The organism is Cupriavidus sp. Agwp_2 (assembly GCF_040784895.1).
Classification (GTDB): domain Bacteria; phylum Pseudomonadota; class Gammaproteobacteria; order Burkholderiales; family Burkholderiaceae; genus Cupriavidus.
In genome coordinates this window covers 1,414,113-1,434,619 of sequence record NZ_CP088084.1, presented here as the reverse complement: position 1 = coordinate 1,434,619, position 20,507 = coordinate 1,414,113, and the positions used below count along the sequence as shown (strand labels likewise).

Here is a 20,507-nt window from a genome sequence, read left to right as displayed (position 1 = left end):
TGTGGCTTGCTATGTGGCTTGGCAAGTCGCTTAGTAAGTCGAATAAGGCCGCACCGGCGTGGGCGGGTAGGGCACGGGCCCCTGCTGCTTGTCGAAGAAATAGCGCACGTACGCCTGCGCGCGGTTCGGCGCGTAGTCGCGCGAGCGGTCGATCTCGAACACCGCGCCGGCGACCCAGTGCGGTGCGAAGCGGTACTCGACCGCCGCGCCGATGGTATAGCTGAAACCGCCGCCGGACCCGCCGCCATAGGTGGCATTGCCGGAGAGTTCCTGCAGCCGGGAATCGGTCGGGTAGTACGGCATCGACTTCTCATACGTGCTCGACAGCCCCACCGAACCGCGCACGCGCCACGACAGCTTGTCGCGCCGCCCGGTCCAGTCGAGCGGGATGCCGAACGACAGGTAGCGCTGCGGACTGTAGTAGCCGCCGTGGCCGAAGCTGTAGTAGCGCTCGTTCTCGCTGTAGCGCCAGTAGTTCAGCACCAGGCCGCTGGTGAGGCGCTGGTCGCGCCGCACGAAGACGGGCACGTCGAAGCCGGTGCGCACGGTGAACTCGCGGTTGGTCAGGACATTGTGACCAGTGTAGATGCCGTAGCCGAGATCGGCGAACAGGCCGAAGCGCCCCACATCGCGCGCATAGCGCACATGCACGCCGTTGCGCACCACGCCGCCCCAGGTGGCCGCGGGCGTGACCACCCCGGTGGCCGGGTCGACATGGGCGGGGTCGGTGGCGCCGGCGTACGACACCAGGCTGCTGGTGACGGCGCGCCGCGACACGTCGATGGTGGTCGATGCCAGCCCCATTTCGCCGCGCCAGCGCAGTCCGCCGACGATGTTCTGCCGCAGGAACCCCAGCGGCGTGGTGCCGATGTCGGCACGCCAGCTGTTGTAGGCGCCGTTGAACTCGTAGCCGGCGGCCAGCGCCACGCCGCGGTCGTTCTGGCCGATGGGGCTGAGGCCGGTATTGCCGAGCGCGCGGATGCGCCCGAAGTCGCGCGAGGCGGACAGGTTGTCGGCGGGCAGCGTGCCCGCATTGAGCAGCACCGTGTCGGCATGGAAGAAAGTGTGGCCGGTGTAGCCGTGCGGAATGCGCACGTACAGCGGGATCTCGGTGGCCAGCAGGCGCGAGATGCCGGGATCGCCGGTCTTGTGCGAGAACAGCACCGCCGAGGCCACCTGGCCTTCGCGCCGGGCCTCGAGCGAGGCCAGCGCGCGGCCGGCCGCGGTGCTTGCGGGGCCCTCGGGGCCTGGGCTGACGCCCTCGCGCTGCTCCAGCACGCGCGCCTCGCGGTACAGCGCCGCGGCCTCGTCGAAGTTGCCGCGCGACTGCGCGATGCGCCCGGCCTGCACCGTGATGTCGGCGCGCTCGGGATAGCGCTGGCGCAGCGGCCCGACCACCGCCAGCGCCTCGTCCTCGCGCCGCATCGCGGTGAAGCGGCGCGCGATCGACAGGCGCGTATCGATGTCGTCCTCGGGCGTGTCCGCCAGCACCGCGCGCACGATCTCCAGCGCCTGCTTCTCGTCGCCCTGGCGCTCCAGCATGTTGGCCACCATCAGCCGCGCGCCGGCGTCCCTGGGGTTGGTCGCGAGCACCTGCCGCGCGGCGTCGGCGGCGCCGGCATAGTCGCCCTCGGCCTCGCGCAAGTCGGCCAGCGCCAGCAGCCAGCGCCGCTCGCGCTGCTGCGCTTCGGGCACGGCCATCAGCGTGCGCTGCGCCCCGGCGAAATCGCCCTCGGCAATCAGGCGGTCGCTCTCGCGCACCGCCAGCCGCAAAGATTGGTCGTCGAGATCGGCGCGCTGCGCGGCGTTCAGGCCGGGACGCGCGCGCACGTCGGCGATCCACGCGCGCAGTGCATCGTCGCGCCCGGCCGCGGCCAGCAGTTCGCCATAGCGGATGCGCACGTCGATGGCGGGGTCGTCCGGATGGGCGTCGAGCCAGTCCGTGACCAGTTTCAGGCCGGTGTCGGGCTGGCCCAGCGCGATCCATTCGCGCCCGACCGAGGCCAGCATCTGCGGATCGTCGGGCACCTCGGCCGCGGCGGCGCGCAGCCTGGCCATGGCCTCGTCTTCGCGGCCCTGCGCGGACAGCTGGCGCGCCTCGCGCAGCAGGCGCTGCGCCGCCAGGTTGCCGGACAGGCGGCGCATGCCTTCGGAGCGCCCGGCGTCCGGCACGCCAGCCAGCAGCGCACTGGCGGCGTCGATGTCGTCGACCGAATTCAGGTACAGCGCCGCGGCGTAGCGCATCTCGGCATTGCCGGCGGCGGCCACGCCTTCGTCCATCACGCGCCGGCCCAGCGCGGGCAGGCCCAGGTCGCGGTAGGCGCGCGCCAGCGTGAAGCGCGTCCAGGGATCCTGCGGCGCCAGCCGGATCGATTCTTCCAGGCGCGCCAGCGCCGGGCTCTGCTTGCGCTGCGCCAGCAGCTGTTCGCCCTGCAGCGCGAGCAGCTCGGCGCGCAGGCTGCGCAGTTCTTCGGCCGAGCCCTTGAGGCGGCTGGCGGTGCTGGCGATCAGCGGCCCGGTCTCGTCGCCGCGCCCGCTTTCGTTGAGCAGCTTGACCAGCGTGCGCAGGCTGCCGATGTCCGGCTCGGGGCCGGCCAGGTTGGCGCGCAGCAGGCGTTCGGCCTCGGCCGGCTGGTCCTGCGCGATCAGCGCGTCCGCGAGGATGGCGCGGGCATTGGCGTTGTCCGGCTGCTGCTGCAGCGCCTGGCGCGCCAGGGCCTCGGCCTGCGCCGGCTTGCCCTGCGCGTTGGCCTCGCGCGCACGCGCCAGCGTGCCCCAGAACGTGGCGGTGCCCTGCAGGCTGCGCCATTTACTTCGGTTGCCGGTATCGAGCTCGGCGGCGCGCGTGAACAGCTCGCGCGCTTCGTCGTGGCGGCCCTGACGCAGGCGCACCAGCCCCAGGTTGCCGAGCGTCTCGCCTTCGTTGCGGCGCTTCCGGTTGGCGATTTCCAGCGCGGTCTCGGCCTCGCGCACATTGCCGCGCGCCAGCTGCTTCTCGCCTTCGCGCCGCGCCTGGTATGCCGGGCTGGCCTGCTCGCGCTGGCGTGCGGTGGTGCGCTTGCCGAGCTCGGCCAGGGTCTGGCGCGCGGCGTCGTCGTCCGGCACTTCCTGCAGGTAGGCATCGTACCACTTGTAGTACGCGGGATCGTCGCTGACGTTGTAGAGCGTGCGCCGCCACATCTCCAGCGCGCCCTTGCGGTCGCCGTCCGGCCGCCGGGCAATGCGCTGCAGGATGCCGAGCCCTTCCTGGCGCGTCGCCTCGCGGTCGGTCAGCAGGCTGGCCAGCGCCATCTGCAGGCGCAGGTCGTCCGGGTTCTGGCGCACGCGCGTGCGCAGCTCGGCGATGGTGGCGGTGCGCCCGGCGGGCGTGCCGGCCAGGATGCGGTAGTAGTCGATCGCCAGTTCGCCGCGCGGGGCGCCGCGCGGGAACAGCTTATGCAGCCGGGCGATCGCTTCGTCGGACTTGCCGGCGCGCGCCAGCAGCCGGATGCGCGCCATCTCGGCCTTGTCGCGCGTGGCGATGCGCCAGGCGTCTTCAAGCTCGAGCGTGGCGGGGTGGCCGGGGTTGGCCTGGCGCAGCCGGCGCAGGATCTTCTCGGCTTCGAGCGGGCGGTTGGAGCGCAGCTCGATCAGGCCCATCAGCATCAGCGCGTCTGGCTGGCTGGGATCGATCAGCAGCGCCTTGTCGAGGATGCCGCGGGCCACGTCGGTGCGGTTCTTGGCTTCCCACATGCGCGCCGCGGACAGCAGCTGCGCCAGTTCGGGCGAAGGTTTGGCGGCCTGCTGCGCCGGCTGGGCCAGCGCCGGCGCGGCTGCCATCGGCGCCACGGCGGCGGCGCCGAACAGTGCCGGCAGCAGGATCGGGTTCAGCGCGCGGGGCATCCGGTCTTCCATGCAGGCAGCAGCGCACCGTCCCGGGCGAAGCGGTACTGGCCGTCGAGGTAGCCGAGCCCGAACAGCGTCAGCACCTGGGTGTAATAGCCGGCCTGTCCGCCAGGCTCGCGCTGCGCCAGCTCGCGCGTGCGGCGCGCCTGCGCGGCGGCCTGGTCGGCGCGGCCGAGCGCGGCCAGGTACGGTGCCACCGCGGCGCTGAAGCCGCCGTTGCCCGCGTTGGGACCCGGCTGGCCGGTCTGCGTGTCGATGCGCTCGGGCGGATAGCCCCTGGCCGCGACATAGTCGGCCAGCGGCGTGAAGGTGCGCAGCAGCGCGGCGCGCTGGGGCTCGTCGGCGGGCAGCATGCCGGCCCACAGGTAGACACGGATCGCGTTGTAGGCGCTTTCGGCGTGGGTGGCGGCGTCGGGCAGGAAGCCGCGATCGGCCTCGTATTCGACCCAGTCGGGCGAGAAACCGCGCGGCGCCGTGTCCAGCATCAGCCGCGCCGAAGTGCCCACCAGCTGCTGCCACGCCGGTTCTTCCGGCAGCGCGGCGGCCAGCCGGCGCATCACCTGCAGCGGCACGTAGCTGGGGTTCAGGCGCCAGCGCTTGTCGCCCAGCCTGAAGCCCTGCGGTCCCGGCAGCACGGTGCGGCCCAGGCCGGGCAGCACCGCGGTTTCCTCGCGCAGGATGCGTCGTGCCAGCAAGGTGCCGAGCGCGGTGAAGCGGCGCTCCTGCCACAGCCGGCCCGCTTCCAGCAGCGCATAGGCGATCCACAGGTCTGCATCGGATGCCGGATTGCTGTCGATCACGCCCCAGCCGCTGCCTGGGTTGCCTGCGTGGCCGGCGCTGGCCGCCTGCGCGGGCGTGAGCCTGCCCCAGATCCATGCGGGCAGGTGCGAGACCAGGTCGCCCTGCGCGAGGTTGTTCTCGGTCCAGGCCAGCAGCTTGTCGAAGCTCGCGCGGTCGTTGGCCACCAGCGCAAAGAACAGGCCGTAGGCCTGGCCTTCGGAAACGGTGGCCTGCCGGTCCGAGCTGCGGTCGATCACGCGCCCGTCGGCGCTCAGCAGGTGCTGGCGGAAGGCATCCCAGTCGGCCCACTTGCAGGCAGGCGCGGGCGCGGCCGCTACCGCCGCCAGGGAGGCACAGGCCAGCGCGCCGGCTGCCAGCCATCGGCACAGGCCTGTCAGCGTGCGCCGCATGTCAGCTCCCGCCGCGCCGCGCAGCCAGCCTGCCCAGTGTCCAGAACAGCGACAGCGCCACCACCAGCCCGGCCAGCAGCCCGCCGATCGCCATCAGGCTGGGGAAGGCCGAGACCCGCACCCAGATGCGCGCGTACCACGGCAGGTCGCCGACGTAGTAGCGCTCGCCCAGGCGCAGGCCATCGACCTGGTCCTGCCGGATCACGGTCAGGTCGCCGCGCATCTGCGCCACCTTGCCGGGGTTCTCCAGGGCGTCCAGCACATCGGCCACGCGGCGGTCTTCGGTGGCGGTCAGCGCGACCACGGTATTGCCGCCGGACAGCGGCGATTCGAAGCCGACCAGTGCCGCCACCGGCCCGTCGGCGGACAGTATGGCGCGCCCGACCGGCGTGACCGGGTCTTCGCGCACGCCGGCCAGCCAGTTCGACCAGATGCCGGTGCGCTGGTCGCGCAGCGTGAGTTCGGTCTTGCCGCGCGCGATCAGCAGCGGCAGCGACTTGCCCCATTTTTCCAGCGTGGCGGCGCCGCTGCCGGTGCCGATCAGCAGCAGGTTCTGGTCGCGCACGCTGTCGATCTTCGCCGTCGGCACCACCGTCACGCGCAGCGACGGCAGGCCGGTCCATTTGCCCATATGGCCCAGCAGCGACAGCAGCGCTTCCTGGTCCATGGCGGTCGGTGCGTCAGGCACGACCACGGCGGTGTCGGCGAGGTCGGCCAGCCGGGTGAAGGGATAGCCGCTGTTGGCGAAGTACGCCAGGTTGGGCAGCCCGGTGTAGTGCGAGAAGCTGCTGAAGTCGATGGTCGAGTCCGGGTCGATCGCCGCGCGCGCCACGTCGGTCGCGGTGGAGGTACACAGCCCCGTCTTCTGCGAATCGATATGGAACTGGAACTGCATCTGGTTGTTGCTGCCGACGCGGAACGCCGGGATGCCGACCCGCTGCGCTGCCGACGCGGTGGTGCCCGACAGCAGCGGCACGCTGACCACGTTGTGGTCGTCGGTGCTGGCCAGGGGACGCAGGCGGTACGAGCGCACCAGCTGGTCGTTGATGTCGATGCTCAGTACCGAGTCGTTGTAGGCGGGCGGCGCGGTGTAGCGGTAGCGCAGGTTCAGCGGCACGTTGCTGCGGGTCCAGTCGTACAGGTCCGCCGGCACGCGCAGGTTGACGCGGATCGGGTTCGGGTTGCTGCCGGCCACCTGCAGGTCCTGCGGGTCCGGCACCAGTTCGCGGAACAGCACCGGGCGGTCGGTCGGCGCCCACGCCGGCGCGTCATAGGGCCGGCGCGGCTTGCCGATGTCCACCGATTCCACGCGTGCGCTGTTGCCGGCCATGGCCACCTTGCCCAGCACCAGGGCATTGACCGCGGTCTGCAGGTCCTGCGGATTGCGCCCGGCTATCACCAGCAGCTTGCGGTCCGGGCTGGCCGGGTTGGGCATGAGGCTGACGGTCGGGCCCGCGATCGCCGGCAGGTTCAGGCCCGCCGGGATGGTCTGCGGCGTGACGAAGGCGATGGCGTCGCTGCCGGCCGGCGCGGTCCGCGCCACCGGGAAGCGCGCCTCGCGCCAGGCGGCCAGCGCGCCCAGCCACGACGCCGCAACCCCGGCGGCGCGCAGCGTTGCGCCGTCGGCGCCGGCCGGCAGCACGAACGGCACGGTCACGCGGCGGTTGTCGCGGCGGTCGAAGAACGGTGCCGGCAGCAGCGCCAGGTTATCCGGCAGCGTCACGCGCGAGGTATTGAGCGTCAGCGTGGTGGCCGGGCTGATGTCGGCCCACAGGCTCGAGTGCAGCGGGTCCTCGCAATGATCCAGCGTGTAGTGCGCGATCAGCTGCACGCGCAGGTGGTTGAAGTCGGTGAAGAAACGCGGATCGATATCCAGTTCGCGCGTGACCAGGCGGCCGGCTTCTTTCTCTTCCAGCGGCAGCGTGGCGATGACTTCGTCGTTCAGCGTCAGCTTGATATGCGACAGCGGGAACACCAGCGCCGGCGAATAGGTAAAGGCCAGCTTGAGCCTGGCCGCCGTGACCACTTCATCGAGCCGCACGCCGACGTCGAGCTGGCGCGCGTGGTCCACGCCGCGCAGCGCGATCGGGCCGTAGGCGCCCATCTGGCGCAGGGTGAGGACGTGGGTGGCGGTATTGGCTGCGGCGGGCTGTGTCGCGCTGGCGTTCGGGGGCGGGGCTGCCGCCTCGGTGGCGGGCGGGATGGCAGCCTGCCGCGCGGCAGGCGCCTGGGCGCCCGCCGGCCACGACAGGCACGACAGGCACGACAGGACGAGGAGGCTGGCGGCGGCGCGAAGCTGGGGCCGGTGGAAGCGGGGCGGGGCGGAGCGGGTCATGGGCAGGATGACGGTTCCTTTGCATGCTTCCAGGGCGGACGGCGCACGCGGTGCGGAAACTTAATCCCGCCGCGATGGCACGGCGCAATGTTGCGGCAGGCTTACGGCTTACGGCTTGTGGCTGGCTGATGGTCGCGCAAGTGTAGCTGCAAAAGCACTGCGGGCTCCACATCGCGCCAGTGCTCTAAAAAATATTCAACAGCGAACAAAAAAAGCGGAAATGCCACCCTCTTGCCAAAGGGGGGCATTTCCGCTCCGGTTTTGTAGGAGAAGCACTGGCACGGACCCACGGCAAGTCGTCCGCGCTCCACCCCGGCGTGCCGCTTATCCGCAGGTGTCGTCTGCCCGGCAAACGCCGTGCACCACCATCTCTCCCATCAGGTCCAGTGTCGGCTGGTCGGCAATCGCCTCGCGCATGGCGTCCAGCACGGCATCGTGCGGGTCGCCGGGATTGCCGGCCGCGAGCGGCGTGTCATGCCAGCGGCGGGGCACGGCGGCGGGATCGATGTCGACACCGGCGCCCTCGGCCAGCGCGTCCAGCACCGCCTGCTCGGCCGCCGCGATGGCGTCGGCGCTCAGGCGAGCCGCGTGCTCCGGGCCGAAGCTGTCGAAGATGCGCGCCGGCGGCCCGTCCAGCAGCTTCCACAGTGCCAGTTCGGTCAGCGGGGTGCAGTTGACGGTTTGCCCTGCCAGCACCAGGCCGTGGAGCTGCTGCCGGTTGGCCTCGCCCTGTGCCAGCCCGCCGTCGCACCGCACCATGGCCGCGCCGTCCGGCACGCCGGCCAGGCGGAAGGCGCCGCTGGCGTCGGTGGTGGCCTGGCGCACCTGGCCTTGCGTGTCGCGCAGCTGCACCGATGCGTCCGCCAGCGCCGCGCCTACCGCGGCCGTGCCGCCGATGTCGCGCGATTCGTCATCCCCGCATGCCGCCAAGGCCGCCACCGCGCACGCGAGCACGAGGTGGCGCCAGTTTCCAGGTTGCTTGCCCATGGCGTCGTCCTCAGGGCGCCAGCGCGGCCAGGTCGCGGTGCGAGCGGTTGAACAGGCCGCGCGCCAGCGGCGTCGGGCGGAAATCCACGTCGAGCGGCGAGATGGTGATGAACCTGGCCAGGAAGGCCGGCGTCTCCGCCGTGCGCGCAAGCGCCTTCGGCTCGGTTTCCGCCGCTCCCACGTCGATAGAGACCGTGTTGTCGGCATTGCGCTTGTACGCGGTGGTGAACGAGTCGACCGAGCCCGGCACCGTGAGCCGCACCCCGGCAGGGGCCTGCCCGCCGGAAGCGATCGGGTAGTTGATGCTGAGCGGGTGCGCCACCGGCAGCAGCGGCTGGCCAGCCGCGCGCGCGGCTTCCAGGCTGGCGAGCACGCGGACCAGGAAGGCGCCGGCCTTGGGGAACGCGGCCAGCGTCGCGGGAAAGCCGCTGCGCGCTTCGGCAAAGTCGACGCCGACGCTCAGCGCGATGCCCGGCACGCCGCGCCGCGCCGCGAACAGGACGTTCATCACGGTGCCCGAATGCGGGATCGAGTCCGACAGGTTCTCGCCGAAGTTGGCGCCGGAGACGACGAGGTCGGGCGTGAAGCCGCTTTCCGGGCCGACGATCTTCAGGCCCATCGCGGTGGCGTCGACGGGCGAGCCGCTGCCGATGTAGTCGGCGTTGGTGGCATTGAGCGCGCCGCCGGCCACGTAGCTGGCCTTGACGCGGTGCACGCAGTACGTGTCGGCGCCGCCGGCCAGCGGTTCCACCACCAGCCGCGTGCGCCCGTCGGGCACGGCATAGGCGGCACCGGAGCCGCTCTGGTTGCTGGCCGGGCCAACCGTGATGACGCGGTGCCCCGCATCCTGCAAGGCCTTGCGCACGGCGGTGATGCCGGGCGCGGAGCAGCCATCGTCATTGGTCAGCAGCACATTGAGCGCATGGGCGGGCCCGGCTACCGCGGCCAGGGCCGCGGCGGCGAGACTCAGCCGCAAGGGGGCGGGAAGTCGAAGCATGGAACCAGTCTCCTCATTCTGATGGTATGGAAAGCGCTGCATGGCCGCGGCGCCAGGTAAAAAGCCAATGCACCGGCGTCCTATGCCGTGAGCAATCCCCGCGCGCGCGCCAGCGTGATCGCCGTGTCCTCGATCATGTCTTCCTGTCCGCCCACCAGCCGCTGCCGTCCCAGCTCGACCAGGATCTCGCGCGCGGGGATGCGGTACTTGGCCTCGGCGCGCTTGGCGAACAGCAGGAAGGACGAATACACGCCGGCATACCCCAGCGTGAGCGCGTCGCGATCGATGCGGATGGGGTGGTCCATGATGGGCACGACCAGGTCTTCGGCCACGTCGGCAATGCGGAACACATCGACGCCGGTCTCGATGCCCATGCGCTCGCACACCGCCACCAGCACCTCCATCGGCGTGTTGCCGGCGCCGGCACCCAGTCCCGCGGCGGCGGCATCGATGCGCGTGGCGCCGGCGGCCATCGCGGCGAGAGAGTTGGCCACGCCCATGGCGAGGTTGTGGTGGCCGTGGAAACCCAGCTCGGTTTCGGGCCGCAGCGCCTGCCGCACGGCGGTCAGCTTCTCGGTGACGTCATGCGGCAGCATGTGGCCGGCCGAATCGGTGATGTACAGGCAGTTGGCGCCATAGCTTTCCATCAGCAGCGCCTGCTGCACCAGCGTCTGCACCGGCGCCATGTGCGCCATCATCAGGAAGCCCACGGTATCCATGCCGAGCCGGCGCGCCATGCCGATATGCTGCTCCGACACGTCGGCCTCGGTGCAATGGGTGGCGACGCGGATGGTCTGCACGCCGATGTCGTGCGCCATGCGCAGGTGGTCGACGGTGCCGATGCCGGGCAGCAGCAGCGCGGACACGCGCGCGTGCTTCAGTTCGCCCAGCACCGCGCGCAGGTACTCCTCGTCGCTGTGGGCGGGAAAGCCGTAGTTGACCGAGGCGCCGCCCAGGCCATCGCCGTGGGTCACTTCGATCAGCGGCACGCCGGCGGCGTCCAGGCCGCGAGCAATGCCCTTCATCTGTTCCAGCGAGATCTGGTGGCGCTTCGGATGCATGCCGTCGCGCAGGGTCATGTCGTGCAGGGTGATGCGTTGGCCCATGGCGTGGCTCCTCAGGCGGTGGTGGTGGCGGGGGTGGCGGGGCTGGCCGGTTTGGCGGCGGCGGAGGACAGCATCGCGGCGGCAATGCACTCGGCGGTGCGGGCGGCGGAGGCGGTCATGATGTCGAGGTTGCCGGCATACCTGGGCAGGTAGTCGCCCAGGCCCTCGACCTCCAGGAAGATCGACACGCGCTTGCCGTCGAACACCGGGCCGTTCTTCAGCGTGTAGCCAGGCACGTACTTGCGCACCTCGGCGATCATGTCGTGCACCGAGGCGGTAATCGCCGCGACGTCCGGGGCCTCGTCGGTCAGGCAGTGGATGGTGTCGCGCATGATCAGCGGCGGCTCGGCCGGGTTGATCACGATGATGGCCTTGCCCTGGCGCGCGCCGCCCACGGCTTCGATCGCGCCCGCCGTGGTGCGCGTGAATTCATCGATATTGCGGCGCGTGCCCGGCCCGACCGAGCGCGACGACACCGTCGCGACGATCTCGCCATACGCTACCGGCTGCACGCGCGACACCGCATACACCATCGGGATGGTGGCCTGCCCGCCGCAAGTGACCATGTTCACGTTCATCTCGTTGCTGCCGATGTGGGCCTCCAGGTTGACCGGCGGCACGCAGAACGGCCCGATCGCCGCCGGCGTCAGGTCGATCACGCGCACGCCGCGCGCGGTCAGCTTTGCCGAGTGTTCGGCGTGGACGTAGGCGGACGTGGCATCGAAGGCGATGCGGATATCGTCGGCCTCCAGGTGCGGCAGCAGGCCGTCGATGCCGTCGCTGGTGGTCTTCAGGCCGAGCTCGCGCGCGCGGGCCAGGCCCTCGGACGCGGGCTCCACGCCGACCATCCAGACCGGTTCCAGGATGTCGCTGCGGCGCAGCTTGTAGAGCAGGTCGGTGCCGATATTGCCGGGCCCGATCAGGGCGCATCGGATTTTGTTCATGGTGTCTCGCGTGGCAAGTGGAAAGAATCAGGAAGTCAGCAAGGAAGTCAGCAAGGAAGTCAGCAGAACGCGGCGCTGCAGCCGCCGATGCCGGTGATGTGCATGGACAGCCGGTCGCCGGCCTGGACCGGGATCAGCGCCGCAAGCGAGCCCGACAGGATGGCCTCGCCGGCCAGCAGCGGGATGCCGAAGCTGCCCAGCGTGTTCGCCAGCCACGCCACCGCGTCGGCGGGATGGCCGAGCGCGGCGCTGCCCAGCCCCGTGGCCACGCATTCGCCGTTCTTCTCCAGCGTCATCGCGCACGCGGCAAGATCAAGCGCGTGCGGGCTGACACGCTCGTCGCCGAGCACGTAGACGCCGCAGGAAGCGTTGTCGGCGACGGTGTCCTCGATGCGGATGCGCCAGTCGCGGATGCGCGAGTCGACGATCTCGAAGCACGCCGCCACCGATTCGGTCGCGTCGAGCACATCGTCGCGGGTCACGCCCGGACCACGCAGGTCGCGTCGCAGGAAGAAGGCGATTTCGCCCTCGGCGCGAGGCTGGATCAACGTGCTCGCCGGAACAGGCGTGCCCGCCGCGTAGTGCATGCTCTGCAGCAGGATGCCGAAGTCAGGCTGGTGCACGTCCAGCATCTGCTGCACGGGCTTGCTGGTCACGCCGATCTTCTTGCCGGTGATGCGGTCGCCCGCGGCGAGCCGGTGCGCGATAAAGCCCTGCTGGATGCGATAGGCATCGCTGACGTCGAGCTTGAGCCCGCGGCCGCTGAGCGGCGGCACCGGCGAGCGCGTGACGAGCGCGTGGTGAAGTTCGTGGCTGAGCGTGGCGATCTGGTCGTCGTGCATGGCGGGAATCGGGTTGCGCCGCCGCGGCGCCTGCCGCGGCAGCATGGGACAAAGCGGGCGTCAGAACGAGCGTCAGAACGAATACTTGGCGTTGAAGGCCACGTAGTCGCGGTCTGCCAGCGGGCGGTTGGTAATGCTCGGTCCGCCGATAAACGCCGCGTAAGTCAGGTTGAGCTCCAGGTTGTTCAGGTACTTGAAGGTCACCCCCACACTGGCGCGCCGGTCGCCATAGCCCATCAGCGTGCCGAAGGCGCCGGCCACGGCCGAGCGGCCGCTGAACTGGTGCGCGTAGGTGAGTGGCACGGTCAGGTCCCAGCCATCGAACACGTTGTTATAGGTCAGCGACCAGCCGAGCTGGAACGCCGCCGAGTTGCGCGTGTTGGTCAGCTGGCTGAAGCCCATCACCGGATCGACGCTCAGCACATGCAGGTAGGCGACTTCACCGAGCAGCGACTGCGAGTTGGCGAGGAAGGTCGGCCCCACCGAATAGATCGCGGAAAGCTGCCCCTGCAGTGCCTTGCCGCGCGAGGCGGTGGGCGAGCCGGCCACGTCCACCAGCATCGGTATGCCGTCCTTGTAGCTGACCTCGCCGGCGATGTTGGCGCCGAGCACCTGGGTGGAGAAGCTGGCGCCGGTCAGGTTGATGCCGCCGAAGAACTTCTCCTGGTATTGCAGCGTCGGGAACATCGAGGTCACCACGCTCGGGTTCTTGTCGTGGTAGCGCAGCTGGTAGAGCCCGATCTCGGTGCCTTCGAGCACGCGCCAGCGCGCGCCCACGCCCCACTGTCCCCAGTCGGACGGGCGGACGTCCGGCCCGCGCGGAATGCGGAAGCCGGGCCCGATGATGAATTCCGCGCCCGGGCCGACCAGGTCGCTGGTGCTGAAGTAGCTGCCCGGCGCCGACAGCTGGTTCGGCTTGAAGGTGAACTGGTAATAGCCCATCAGGCTGAACGATGGCGTGACCTGCAGCTGCAGCGATGCCTGGGGTACCGGCAGCAGGATGTCCTTGACCTCGGCGCCCGGCACGAAGGCCTTGGTGGCATCCGCGGGCCCCTGCGCGCCCGCGATATTGGCGAAGAACAGGCTCTCGCCCCATGCCACCACCTGGTTGCCCAGCTTGAAGCTCAGCTGGGTGCCGCCGATCGGCGTGGTGCCATAGACATAGGCATCGAGCAGCTGGGCGCGATGCTCGTGGTAGTCCTGCGCCGATTCGGTGAACTGGTTGAACGGGCCGCTGTGGTTGACCGTGAACGGTGCATTGTTCGAGTTGGTGCCGCTGTAGGCCCAGTCGTAGAACACGCTGCCGCGCAACAGCGCGCCGAAGGCGCCGTGGCGCAGGTGGGCTTCGCCCAGCAGCGACACGCGGTTGGCGATCATGTCGCCGGGCTTGAAGTTGCGGTCACCGTCGTCGCCGTTGATATTGGCCGGGCTCAGCAGCGTGTCGCTGCGGTGGCCCGTGCGCACCGCAGCGCCGTAGGACGCGGTGACGCTGTAGTCGAGCGTGGTGTCGCGGCCGAAGTCGATGGTGTCGCCGGCTTGTGCGGCAGGCGCCAGCATCGTAGCCAGCGCCGCCAGCATGGCCGCTGCGGCGATCGGCCGCAGCCGGCTGCGGCGCTTCGCTGGGCCGCGTGGTGGTTGGTGCATGGTGGTCTCCCCTTGGTTTCGGTGGTGGTTCATGGCCTGGCACTTCGAATGGCGCGCATCTGGCCGCAAGCGTAGAGAGGGGGAGACCTGCACAAATCGGCAGAACGGACTAGGCGGTTTCCCTACGCGGCGTGGTTGAGCGATGCCGCGTCGAGAAAGGCCGGGCGCTCGCCACCGCCATCGATCACGAGGTTGGCACCGGACACGTACGACGCCTGCGGCGAGGCCAGGAACAGGCACGCGCTGGCAATGTCGTCCGGTTGCGCGAGGCGGCCCAGCGGCACCGTTGCCGCCATCGCGCGCAGCGCCCCGGGGTCGCCATAGTGCTGGTCGCGCGAGGTGTCGGTCAGCACCATGCCCGGGCTGACCGCGGCAACGCGCACGCGTGGCGCCCATTCCACCGCGAGGGTGCGCACCGCGTTGAGGATGCCGGCCTTGGCGGCGCCATAGGCCGCGGTGCCGGGCGATGGCCGCAGCGCGCTGACGCTGCCGACGAACAACTGCGTGCCGCCGCCGGGCTGCTGCTGCATCCGGGCATTGACCCGTTGCGCCAGTTGCAGCGGCGCCACCAGGTTGAGCCGGATCACCGATTCCAGCAGCCGTGGCGAGGCATCGGCGACCAGCGCGTACGGCGCGCCGCCGGCGTTGTGGATCACGACGTCGAGCGTGGGGCTGGCCTGTGCAATCTCGGCCAGCATGGCATCGGCCTGTTCGAGGTCGCGGATATCCGCGGCGATGAAGCGGGCGCTGCGCCCGCTTGCGCATGGCAGCTCGCCGTCATTTGCGGGCGCGGTGCGCCCGCACACGAAGACCTGCGCGCCGGCGCGCAGGAAAGCCTCGCTGATGGCGCGGCCGATGCCGCGCATGCCGCCGGTCACCAGCACGGCCTGGCCGGTGTAGTCGAATCCTGTCATTGGGGTCCCCTGATGCGTGGAGGGCCCATCGTAGGAGAAGTGGCCGGATCGCTCGTAGTCCGAATGAACGATGCCCGGCAGGCCGGTGCTGCGCAAACTCGCTGGAAAATATCGCTCGCAACTTCGCTGGAAACCTTGCTGGCAAATCACACGGGAGACGCCCTCATGTCCGCTACGCCGCAGCAAATGCCTTCATCCCTGCATCCGAACCTGCCCGTGGGGCGCTTCATCACCACCTCCGCGGGCCTGCGGCTGCACTGCCTGGATGCCGGCAGCGGCGAACCCGTGGTCTTTATCCATGGCAGCGGGCCGGGCGCGAGCGGGCACAGCAACTTCCGCTTCAACGTGCCGGCCTTCGCCGCGGCGGGTTTCCATACGGTGGTGGTGGACCTGCCCGGGTATGGGTTGTCATCGAAGCCAGACGACGTCGAATACACGCTGGATTTCTTCGTCGCCGCGCTGCGCGAGCAGTTGCTGGCACTGGACCTGCCGCGCTGCGTGCTGGTCGGCAATTCGCTCGGGGGCGCGATCGCGCTGCAGTACGCGCTGGATTATCCCGACCATGTGAGCCGGCTGGTGATGATGGCCCCGGGCGGCGTGGAAGAGCGCGAGACCTACTTCCAGATGGAAGGCATCCAGCGCATGGTGTCGCTGTTCACCGGCGGGCATATGAACCCGGAAACCATGCGCCAGCTGCTGCAGTTGCTGGTGCATGACGCAAGCCTCGTCACCGACGCGCTGGTGGATGAGCGCATGGCGGTGTGCCGCGAGCAGCCGCGCGAGGTGCTGGCCACCATGAAGGTGCCCAACCTGACCGCGCGGCTGGGCGAGATCCGCTGCCCGGTGTTGGGCTTCTGGGGCACCGAAGACCAGTTCAATCCCGCCGCCGGCGCGATGAAGTTCCTCGGCGGCTGCGCCGATGCGCGCTTTGTCATGATCAACCGTTGCGGCCACTGGGTGATGGTCGAGCACGCCGCGTATTTCAATCGCGAATGCCTCGGCTTCCTGGCCGATACCGCACAGGCCGGCGCGGCATAATTGATCGCGCATGCCCCTACAACGACAATTCAGGAGACATCATGGAATACCCGTATAGCCTGTTCGACCTGCGCGGCAAGGTGGCCGCCATCACCGGCGCCGCGCGCGGCATCGGCGCGGAAACCGCCCGTGTGCTGGCCGCCGCGGGCGCGAAGGTCGCCGTGCTCGATGTGCTTGAAGCGGACGGCAAGGCCACCGCCGAGGCCATCTGTGGCGCGGGCGGCGAGGCCGCGTTCTGGAAGTTCGACGTCACCAGCGAAAGCGAGGTGGCGCGCGTGTTCGACGAAATTGCTGCCCGCTTTGGCGGCCTCGGCATCCTGGTGAACAACGCCGGCATCGAAGGCACGAACGAGCCCACCCACCAGGTGACGCTGGAGCAATGGCAGCAGGTGATGGCGGTCAACGTGACGGGCACGTTCCTGTGCACCAAGCATGCCATCGCGCACCTGGAGCGCGCCGGTGGGGGTGCCATTGTCAACGTATCGTCGATGTACGGCATTGCCGCGGGGCCGGACGTGCCGCCCTACCATGCATCCAAGGCCGCGGTGCGAATGATGGCCAAGACCGACGCCATGCTTTATGCGGCCAAGGGCATCCGCGCCAACTCTATCCATCCGGGCTATATCCGCACGCCGATGCTTGAACACGTGGCGCAGGCCTCGGGGCAGGGCGAGGCGCTGTTCGACTACCTTGGCGGGCTGACGCCGGTCGGCAAGGTGGGGCAGCCGCGCGATATCGCGGCGGGCATCCTTTTCCTGGTATCCGACGCCGCGCGCTACATGACCGGCGCCGAACTGGTGATTGATGGCGGCTACACCGCGCGCTGACGGACAAGGAGAGCACCATGCCCGATAGCGCTGCGATGAAAGCCACGCTGCTTGCCTATGTCGAACGCTTCAATGCCGGCGATGCCGAGGGCGTCGCCGCGCTCTACGCGGACGACGCGACGGTGGAGGATCCGGTCGGGTCGCAGCCGCTTGCCGGCAAGCCGGCCATCCTCGCCTTCTACCAGCACGCCACCTCGCGCGGCGCGCGCCTGGAGGTGGCGGCGCCGCCGCGCGGTTCGCACGGCAACGCCGCCGCGCTGACCTTTGCGGTGCATGCGCGGCTGGAAGGGCGGCCGGCACGGATCGACGTGACCGACATCATGACGTTCGGCGCGGACGGGCGCATCCAGGGCATGCGCGCCCACTGGGGGCCGGACGACGTTCATTTCCTGTAAGGCAACCGCCCTCAACCGCATCAACCGCATCAACCGCACCGGTCCCGGCCATGGTCAGGCGTAGCCGCGACGATGCCGTCGCCACGCGCGAGCGCATCCTGGCCAGCGCGCAGCAGCTGATGCACCAGCGTGGCGTGCATTGCGTCACGCTGGAGGATGTGGCCCGCGCCATCGGCATGACGCGCGGGGCGGTGTATGCGCATTTCCGCTCACGCGCGGCGCTGCTCGGTGCGCTGCTGTCGTGCGCGGAGGCGGATCTTGCCGAGCGGCTTGCACCGATGGGCCCGATTGGCGCCGGCGAGGCGCCGGCGGCGCTGGAGCCGGGGCTGGCCGCGCTGCTCGATGGCGACGGCATCGCGCGCCATGTCAGCCTGCTGGCGTTCCTGCTGCAACACAAGTGCGGCGCTGACTGTGAGCTGTGCCCGTTGCGGGCGCGCGTGCTGCGGGACATCGATGCGCTGCGCGACACGCTGGCGGCCCGGATGCCGACGCCCGCGCTGGCTGGGCTGCTGGTTGCGCATCTGTGGGGCTTGCTGAGCGCCCATGCGCTGCAGCTGGCGCCGTCGGGATTATCCGGATGCGCGGCCTCGCTCGCGCGGCTGTATGCGGCGCCGGGTATGCAACGCGGTGCATCGCCGGATGGCGCGGCTGGCCCGGCCTTTCCCCGGGATACCACCTAGTCTGCTCGGACGAAGAGCCGGCGGCCGGCGCCGCCTACGATGCTGTCAAAGGACCCGGAAAGGGTGCGGAGGAGACAGCGAATGAAGCGGCTCGGATTGCGTTGGGCGGCTGGGCTGGCCGCGGTGGGGGCTGGCTTTGGCGTGGCCTGGGTGCTTGCCGGCGGCAACGGCGCTGCTGTGGCGTACGGCGGTCACGATGATGTCCGTGCCGCCGACACGGCTCCGGATGGGTGTGATGCTGCCTGCGTGCGTAGCCGCGGTGTCGCGGCCATGGTGGTACTTAGCCAGCGCCCGCCGCAATGATGGCGGCGGGGTTGCCTGCCACGCTATCGGTCAGCGTTGGCGCTGCGCGTGCAGCGCTTCGGCACGCGCCTTGACATCTCTTGCTACCTGGTCGAAGCCCTGTTTCACCCAGGCGCCGTGTTCGCGCATGATGGTTTCGGCGTTCAGACCCAGGAACAGGTCGGTGGTGAAGTAGCGGGTGCGGGCGGGGGCGATCGCTTCGATGTACTGGTCGCGGCGGGCGGCGTCCTTGTTTTCGTCCGTGGGACGCTGCTCCCATGACAGCAGGCGTTCTGGCTCCCACGCCACGAGGTACTCATTGACCGGGATGATCTGGTCGGTGCCGGGGATGCGGACTTGCATGTGGACCATGTCGCCTAGCGTGGCTGTCGTTTCCAGGCCGGGGCAGAAGGTGTTCCATTCGGCGTAGCGCGGGAAGTCGGTCAGGACTTCCCATACCAGGGAGGCGGGGGCATCGATTTCCACGGTGATCGAGGTGACGAGGTTTTCGGGCTTGGCCATGTTGTTGTCTCCTTTCATTCCTTGATTGGAAGTACAACACTAGGGCGGGGCTGTGGGGGGCGCATACCCTGAATGGACGAGTCCGGGCGGACGATGATGGGTTGGCGTTGCTGCGGGATACTGCGGGTATGCTCCGCGAGTCTCCAGATGCTGTGAGCTTGGTGCCGGCCTGGGGGTGATGGTCGGCATTTTTTTTGTTGGTTAGGGCTGCGGCTGGGCATCTGGTGGATATTTGATATTCCCGGTTCCGCCCTGAAGGGCGGGTAACTCTTTGTCCGAGCGACAAAGAGTCACCAGAAAGCGCGTTTACTGTCCTGGGCGGACGGCCACTCTTATCGTAGTGTGCAAGAGCTTTCGTACGGGGTTTGGCTTCCTCACAAAGCAAGACTGCCTGCCGCAGTGGTGCACCACTGTGGCAGGGATAGACATGCTGGTTGAACGAGCCCAGAGGGTTAGTGGTCCCTGCTATGGGGGTCAACGCAGGGACGCCTATGGCTGCGCTGCGCGCCGGCAGCATCTCAAGTCGGGCAACCGGGCACGGAGCGTCGCTGCGCTCGCTTGGCGCTATCGCCGGCTAGCCAGCAATCCTTTCCGTGCCCGCTTGCTTGCTCCCCTCGCCCGCTTGCGGGAGAGGGGCGGGGGAGAGGGCCGGTGCGTCCACGAAGTCCCGTGCCTTGATGAGGGCGCCGCCTCACCCCATCCCCGCAACACTGGAGAGCAGCATCTTCACCAACACCGCCTGCCGCGTCGCTCCGGTCTTGGCAAAGATCCCCCGCAGGTGCGCGCGGACCGTGTTTTTCTTCACCCCCAGCCTGACGGCTGCTTCATCGAGCGTCAGGCCATCGACCATCAGCAAGGCCAGCTCGATCTCCGTCGGCGTCAGGTGGAACAGCTTGCGCAGGCTGGCATGCGTGTTGCGCGGAGAGCCGGCCGGGTCGCGGATGAATACCGCGACCGCTGGGCGGCGGGCCTTGTCTTCGGTGCGGTAGCTGAGCGGAATCGGCCGCACCAGCACGCTCAGCGGCGTGGCCGTTGCGGGGCGGCTAAGCAGCGTGACTTCGCTGCGCGATGCGGCCAGCGCGTGGGCCTGCGCGGTGTCTTCAAGGATCCTGCGGAAGCGGCGGCTTTCGACCGGGCAGTGTGCGTGCAGCGAGCCGTCTGACAGATAGAGGCCGTCGCGCGCCTGCAGCAGGCGCCTGGCGACGTCGTTGCTGCGGATGGTCTTGCCGTGCTCGTCGAGGATGATGGTGCCGACCAGCAGCCGGTCTACGGCTTCCGCGTACAGGGCACGCTCGGATTGCAGCACGTCGAGCGCGGCATGCAGGTCGACCGCGCGCTTGAGGTGCGGCAACAGGCTCTGCAGCAGTGCCTTCTCGGATTCGCCGAAGTCCTGGCCTGTCTGGGCGCGGCTGATGAACAGGGCGCATTCCACGCCATCGGCGGTGACCAGGTTGGCGGCGAGGATATAGCGCAGGTGCAGCGGCGCCAGGTACTGGGTATAGAACGGGTGGGCCAGCCATCCGGCTTCGCCGAACAGCTCATCGGCGCTGAAGAGGCGGTCGGGATGCAGGTCGAGGAAGGGGCACAGCGCGTAGTACTGCTCGCTGTACGAGGGCTCGCCCGGCAGGTGCGGGCCGTAGGTGGAGGCGTTGACGATCAGGCCAGGGCGGTCCGTGGCGGGGTGGCGCAGCACCAGCGTGACGAAGACGGCGTCGAGGCGCTGGCGCACGGTTTCGAGAAAGCCGGCCCAGGGCACGGCTTCCGTGGGGCCCTGGTAGAGCTGGGCGAGCAGGGCGCTGAGTTCGGCGGCCTGCAACGAATATGGCAGCATGGTCGAGGCGTTTCGGTTGATTGCCGGTGTGCTCCCCTCTCCCGCTTGCGGGAGAGGGGAGCATGCAGTGGGCCATGCAAGCGCATTG

The 20,507-nt window shown here is 69.6% G+C and carries 16 protein-coding genes; 4 read left to right on the top strand and 12 right to left on the bottom strand.

All coding sequences use genetic code 11. From position 1 onward, the window contains the following. Window positions 1-30: 30 nt before the first annotated feature. The 10 genes from LPA45_RS24230 to LPA45_RS24185 form a co-directional block, all read right to left on the bottom strand. Window positions 31-3,882 carry a cellulose synthase subunit BcsC-related outer membrane protein gene (locus LPA45_RS24230; RefSeq protein WP_317921880.1) on the bottom strand — a complete coding sequence of 1,284 codons (3,852 nt, stop codon included), beginning with the start codon at window positions 3,880-3,882 and terminating at the stop codon, window positions 31-33. Next, a complete protein-coding gene (gene bcsZ, locus LPA45_RS24225) occupies window positions 3,867-5,075 on the bottom strand; it encodes a cellulose synthase complex periplasmic endoglucanase BcsZ (protein WP_116318714.1) in 1,209 nt (402 codons plus the stop codon). The genes LPA45_RS24230 and bcsZ overlap by 16 nt, the downstream gene beginning before the upstream one ends. Window position 5,076: 1 nt before the next feature. Then, window positions 5,077-7,410 (bottom strand): cellulose biosynthesis cyclic di-GMP-binding regulatory protein BcsB, encoded by a 2,334-nt coding sequence (bcsB, locus tag LPA45_RS24220; protein ID WP_317921878.1) that lies wholly within the window; start codon window positions 7,408-7,410, stop codon window positions 5,077-5,079. A gap of 324 nt (window positions 7,411-7,734) precedes the next feature. Then, window positions 7,735-8,397 (bottom strand): carboxypeptidase-like regulatory domain-containing protein, encoded by a 663-nt coding sequence (locus LPA45_RS24215; RefSeq protein WP_317921876.1) that lies wholly within the window; start codon window positions 8,395-8,397, stop codon window positions 7,735-7,737. A gap of 10 nt (window positions 8,398-8,407) precedes the next feature. Then, window positions 8,408-9,394: a 5'/3'-nucleotidase SurE gene (gene surE, locus LPA45_RS24210; protein ID WP_116318711.1), complete on the bottom strand. Its 987-nt coding sequence runs from the start codon at window positions 9,392-9,394 to the stop codon at window positions 8,408-8,410. Window positions 9,395-9,474: 80 nt separating this feature from the next. Then, entirely contained in the window at window positions 9,475-10,500 is a 1,026-nt protein-coding gene (gene dmpG / locus LPA45_RS24205) for a 4-hydroxy-2-oxovalerate aldolase (protein WP_116318710.1), read from the bottom strand. 11 nt (window positions 10,501-10,511) lie between these two features. Further along, window positions 10,512-11,444: an acetaldehyde dehydrogenase (acetylating) gene (locus LPA45_RS24200; RefSeq protein ID WP_367395044.1), complete on the bottom strand. Its 933-nt coding sequence runs from the start codon at window positions 11,442-11,444 to the stop codon at window positions 10,512-10,514. Window positions 11,445-11,503: 59 nt separating this feature from the next. Beyond that, window positions 11,504-12,286, bottom strand: coding sequence for a 2-oxopent-4-enoate hydratase (gene dmpE, locus LPA45_RS24195; protein ID WP_317924726.1), 783 nt, complete (start codon window positions 12,284-12,286; stop codon window positions 11,504-11,506). A 72-nt stretch (window positions 12,287-12,358) separates the two neighbouring features. Beyond that, window positions 12,359-13,930, bottom strand: coding sequence for a DUF1302 family protein (locus LPA45_RS24190; RefSeq protein ID WP_317924725.1), 1,572 nt, complete (start codon window positions 13,928-13,930; stop codon window positions 12,359-12,361). Window positions 13,931-14,052: 122 nt separating this feature from the next. Continuing rightward, window positions 14,053-14,844: an SDR family oxidoreductase gene (locus LPA45_RS24185; RefSeq protein ID WP_317924724.1), complete on the bottom strand. Its 792-nt coding sequence runs from the start codon at window positions 14,842-14,844 to the stop codon at window positions 14,053-14,055. A 165-nt stretch (window positions 14,845-15,009) separates the two neighbouring features. Between LPA45_RS24185 and LPA45_RS24180 the strand changes: the two genes are divergently transcribed. From LPA45_RS24180 to LPA45_RS24165, 4 genes are read left to right on the top strand one after another with little or no spacing between them, the layout of a single operon-like run. Further along, window positions 15,010-15,882 carry an alpha/beta fold hydrolase gene (locus tag LPA45_RS24180; protein WP_317924723.1) on the top strand — a complete coding sequence of 291 codons (873 nt, stop codon included), beginning with the start codon at window positions 15,010-15,012 and terminating at the stop codon, window positions 15,880-15,882. 41 nt (window positions 15,883-15,923) lie between these two features. Further along, window positions 15,924-16,709: an SDR family NAD(P)-dependent oxidoreductase gene (locus LPA45_RS24175; protein WP_116318705.1), complete on the top strand. Its 786-nt coding sequence runs from the start codon at window positions 15,924-15,926 to the stop codon at window positions 16,707-16,709. Window positions 16,710-16,726: 17 nt separating this feature from the next. Beyond that, complete coding sequence (locus LPA45_RS24170; RefSeq protein WP_317924722.1) at window positions 16,727-17,104, top strand: nuclear transport factor 2 family protein; 378 nt, start codon at window positions 16,727-16,729, stop codon at window positions 17,102-17,104. 50 nt (window positions 17,105-17,154) lie between these two features. After that, the gene (locus tag LPA45_RS24165; protein ID WP_116318703.1) at window positions 17,155-17,784 is read left to right on the top strand and encodes a TetR family transcriptional regulator; all 630 of its coding nucleotides are present in this window, start codon (window positions 17,155-17,157) and stop codon (window positions 17,782-17,784) included. Between the two features lie 333 nt (window positions 17,785-18,117). Here the strand turns inward: LPA45_RS24165 and LPA45_RS24160 are convergent, their stop codons facing one another. Together LPA45_RS24160 and LPA45_RS24155 are read right to left on the bottom strand one after the other, a co-directional pair. Next, window positions 18,118-18,588: an SRPBCC domain-containing protein gene (locus LPA45_RS24160; RefSeq protein ID WP_116318701.1), complete on the bottom strand. Its 471-nt coding sequence runs from the start codon at window positions 18,586-18,588 to the stop codon at window positions 18,118-18,120. Window positions 18,589-19,279: 691 nt separating this feature from the next. Then, complete coding sequence (locus LPA45_RS24155; RefSeq protein ID WP_317924720.1) at window positions 19,280-20,419, bottom strand: helix-turn-helix transcriptional regulator; 1,140 nt, start codon at window positions 20,417-20,419, stop codon at window positions 19,280-19,282. Between the last annotated feature and the right edge of the window lie 88 nt (window positions 20,420-20,507).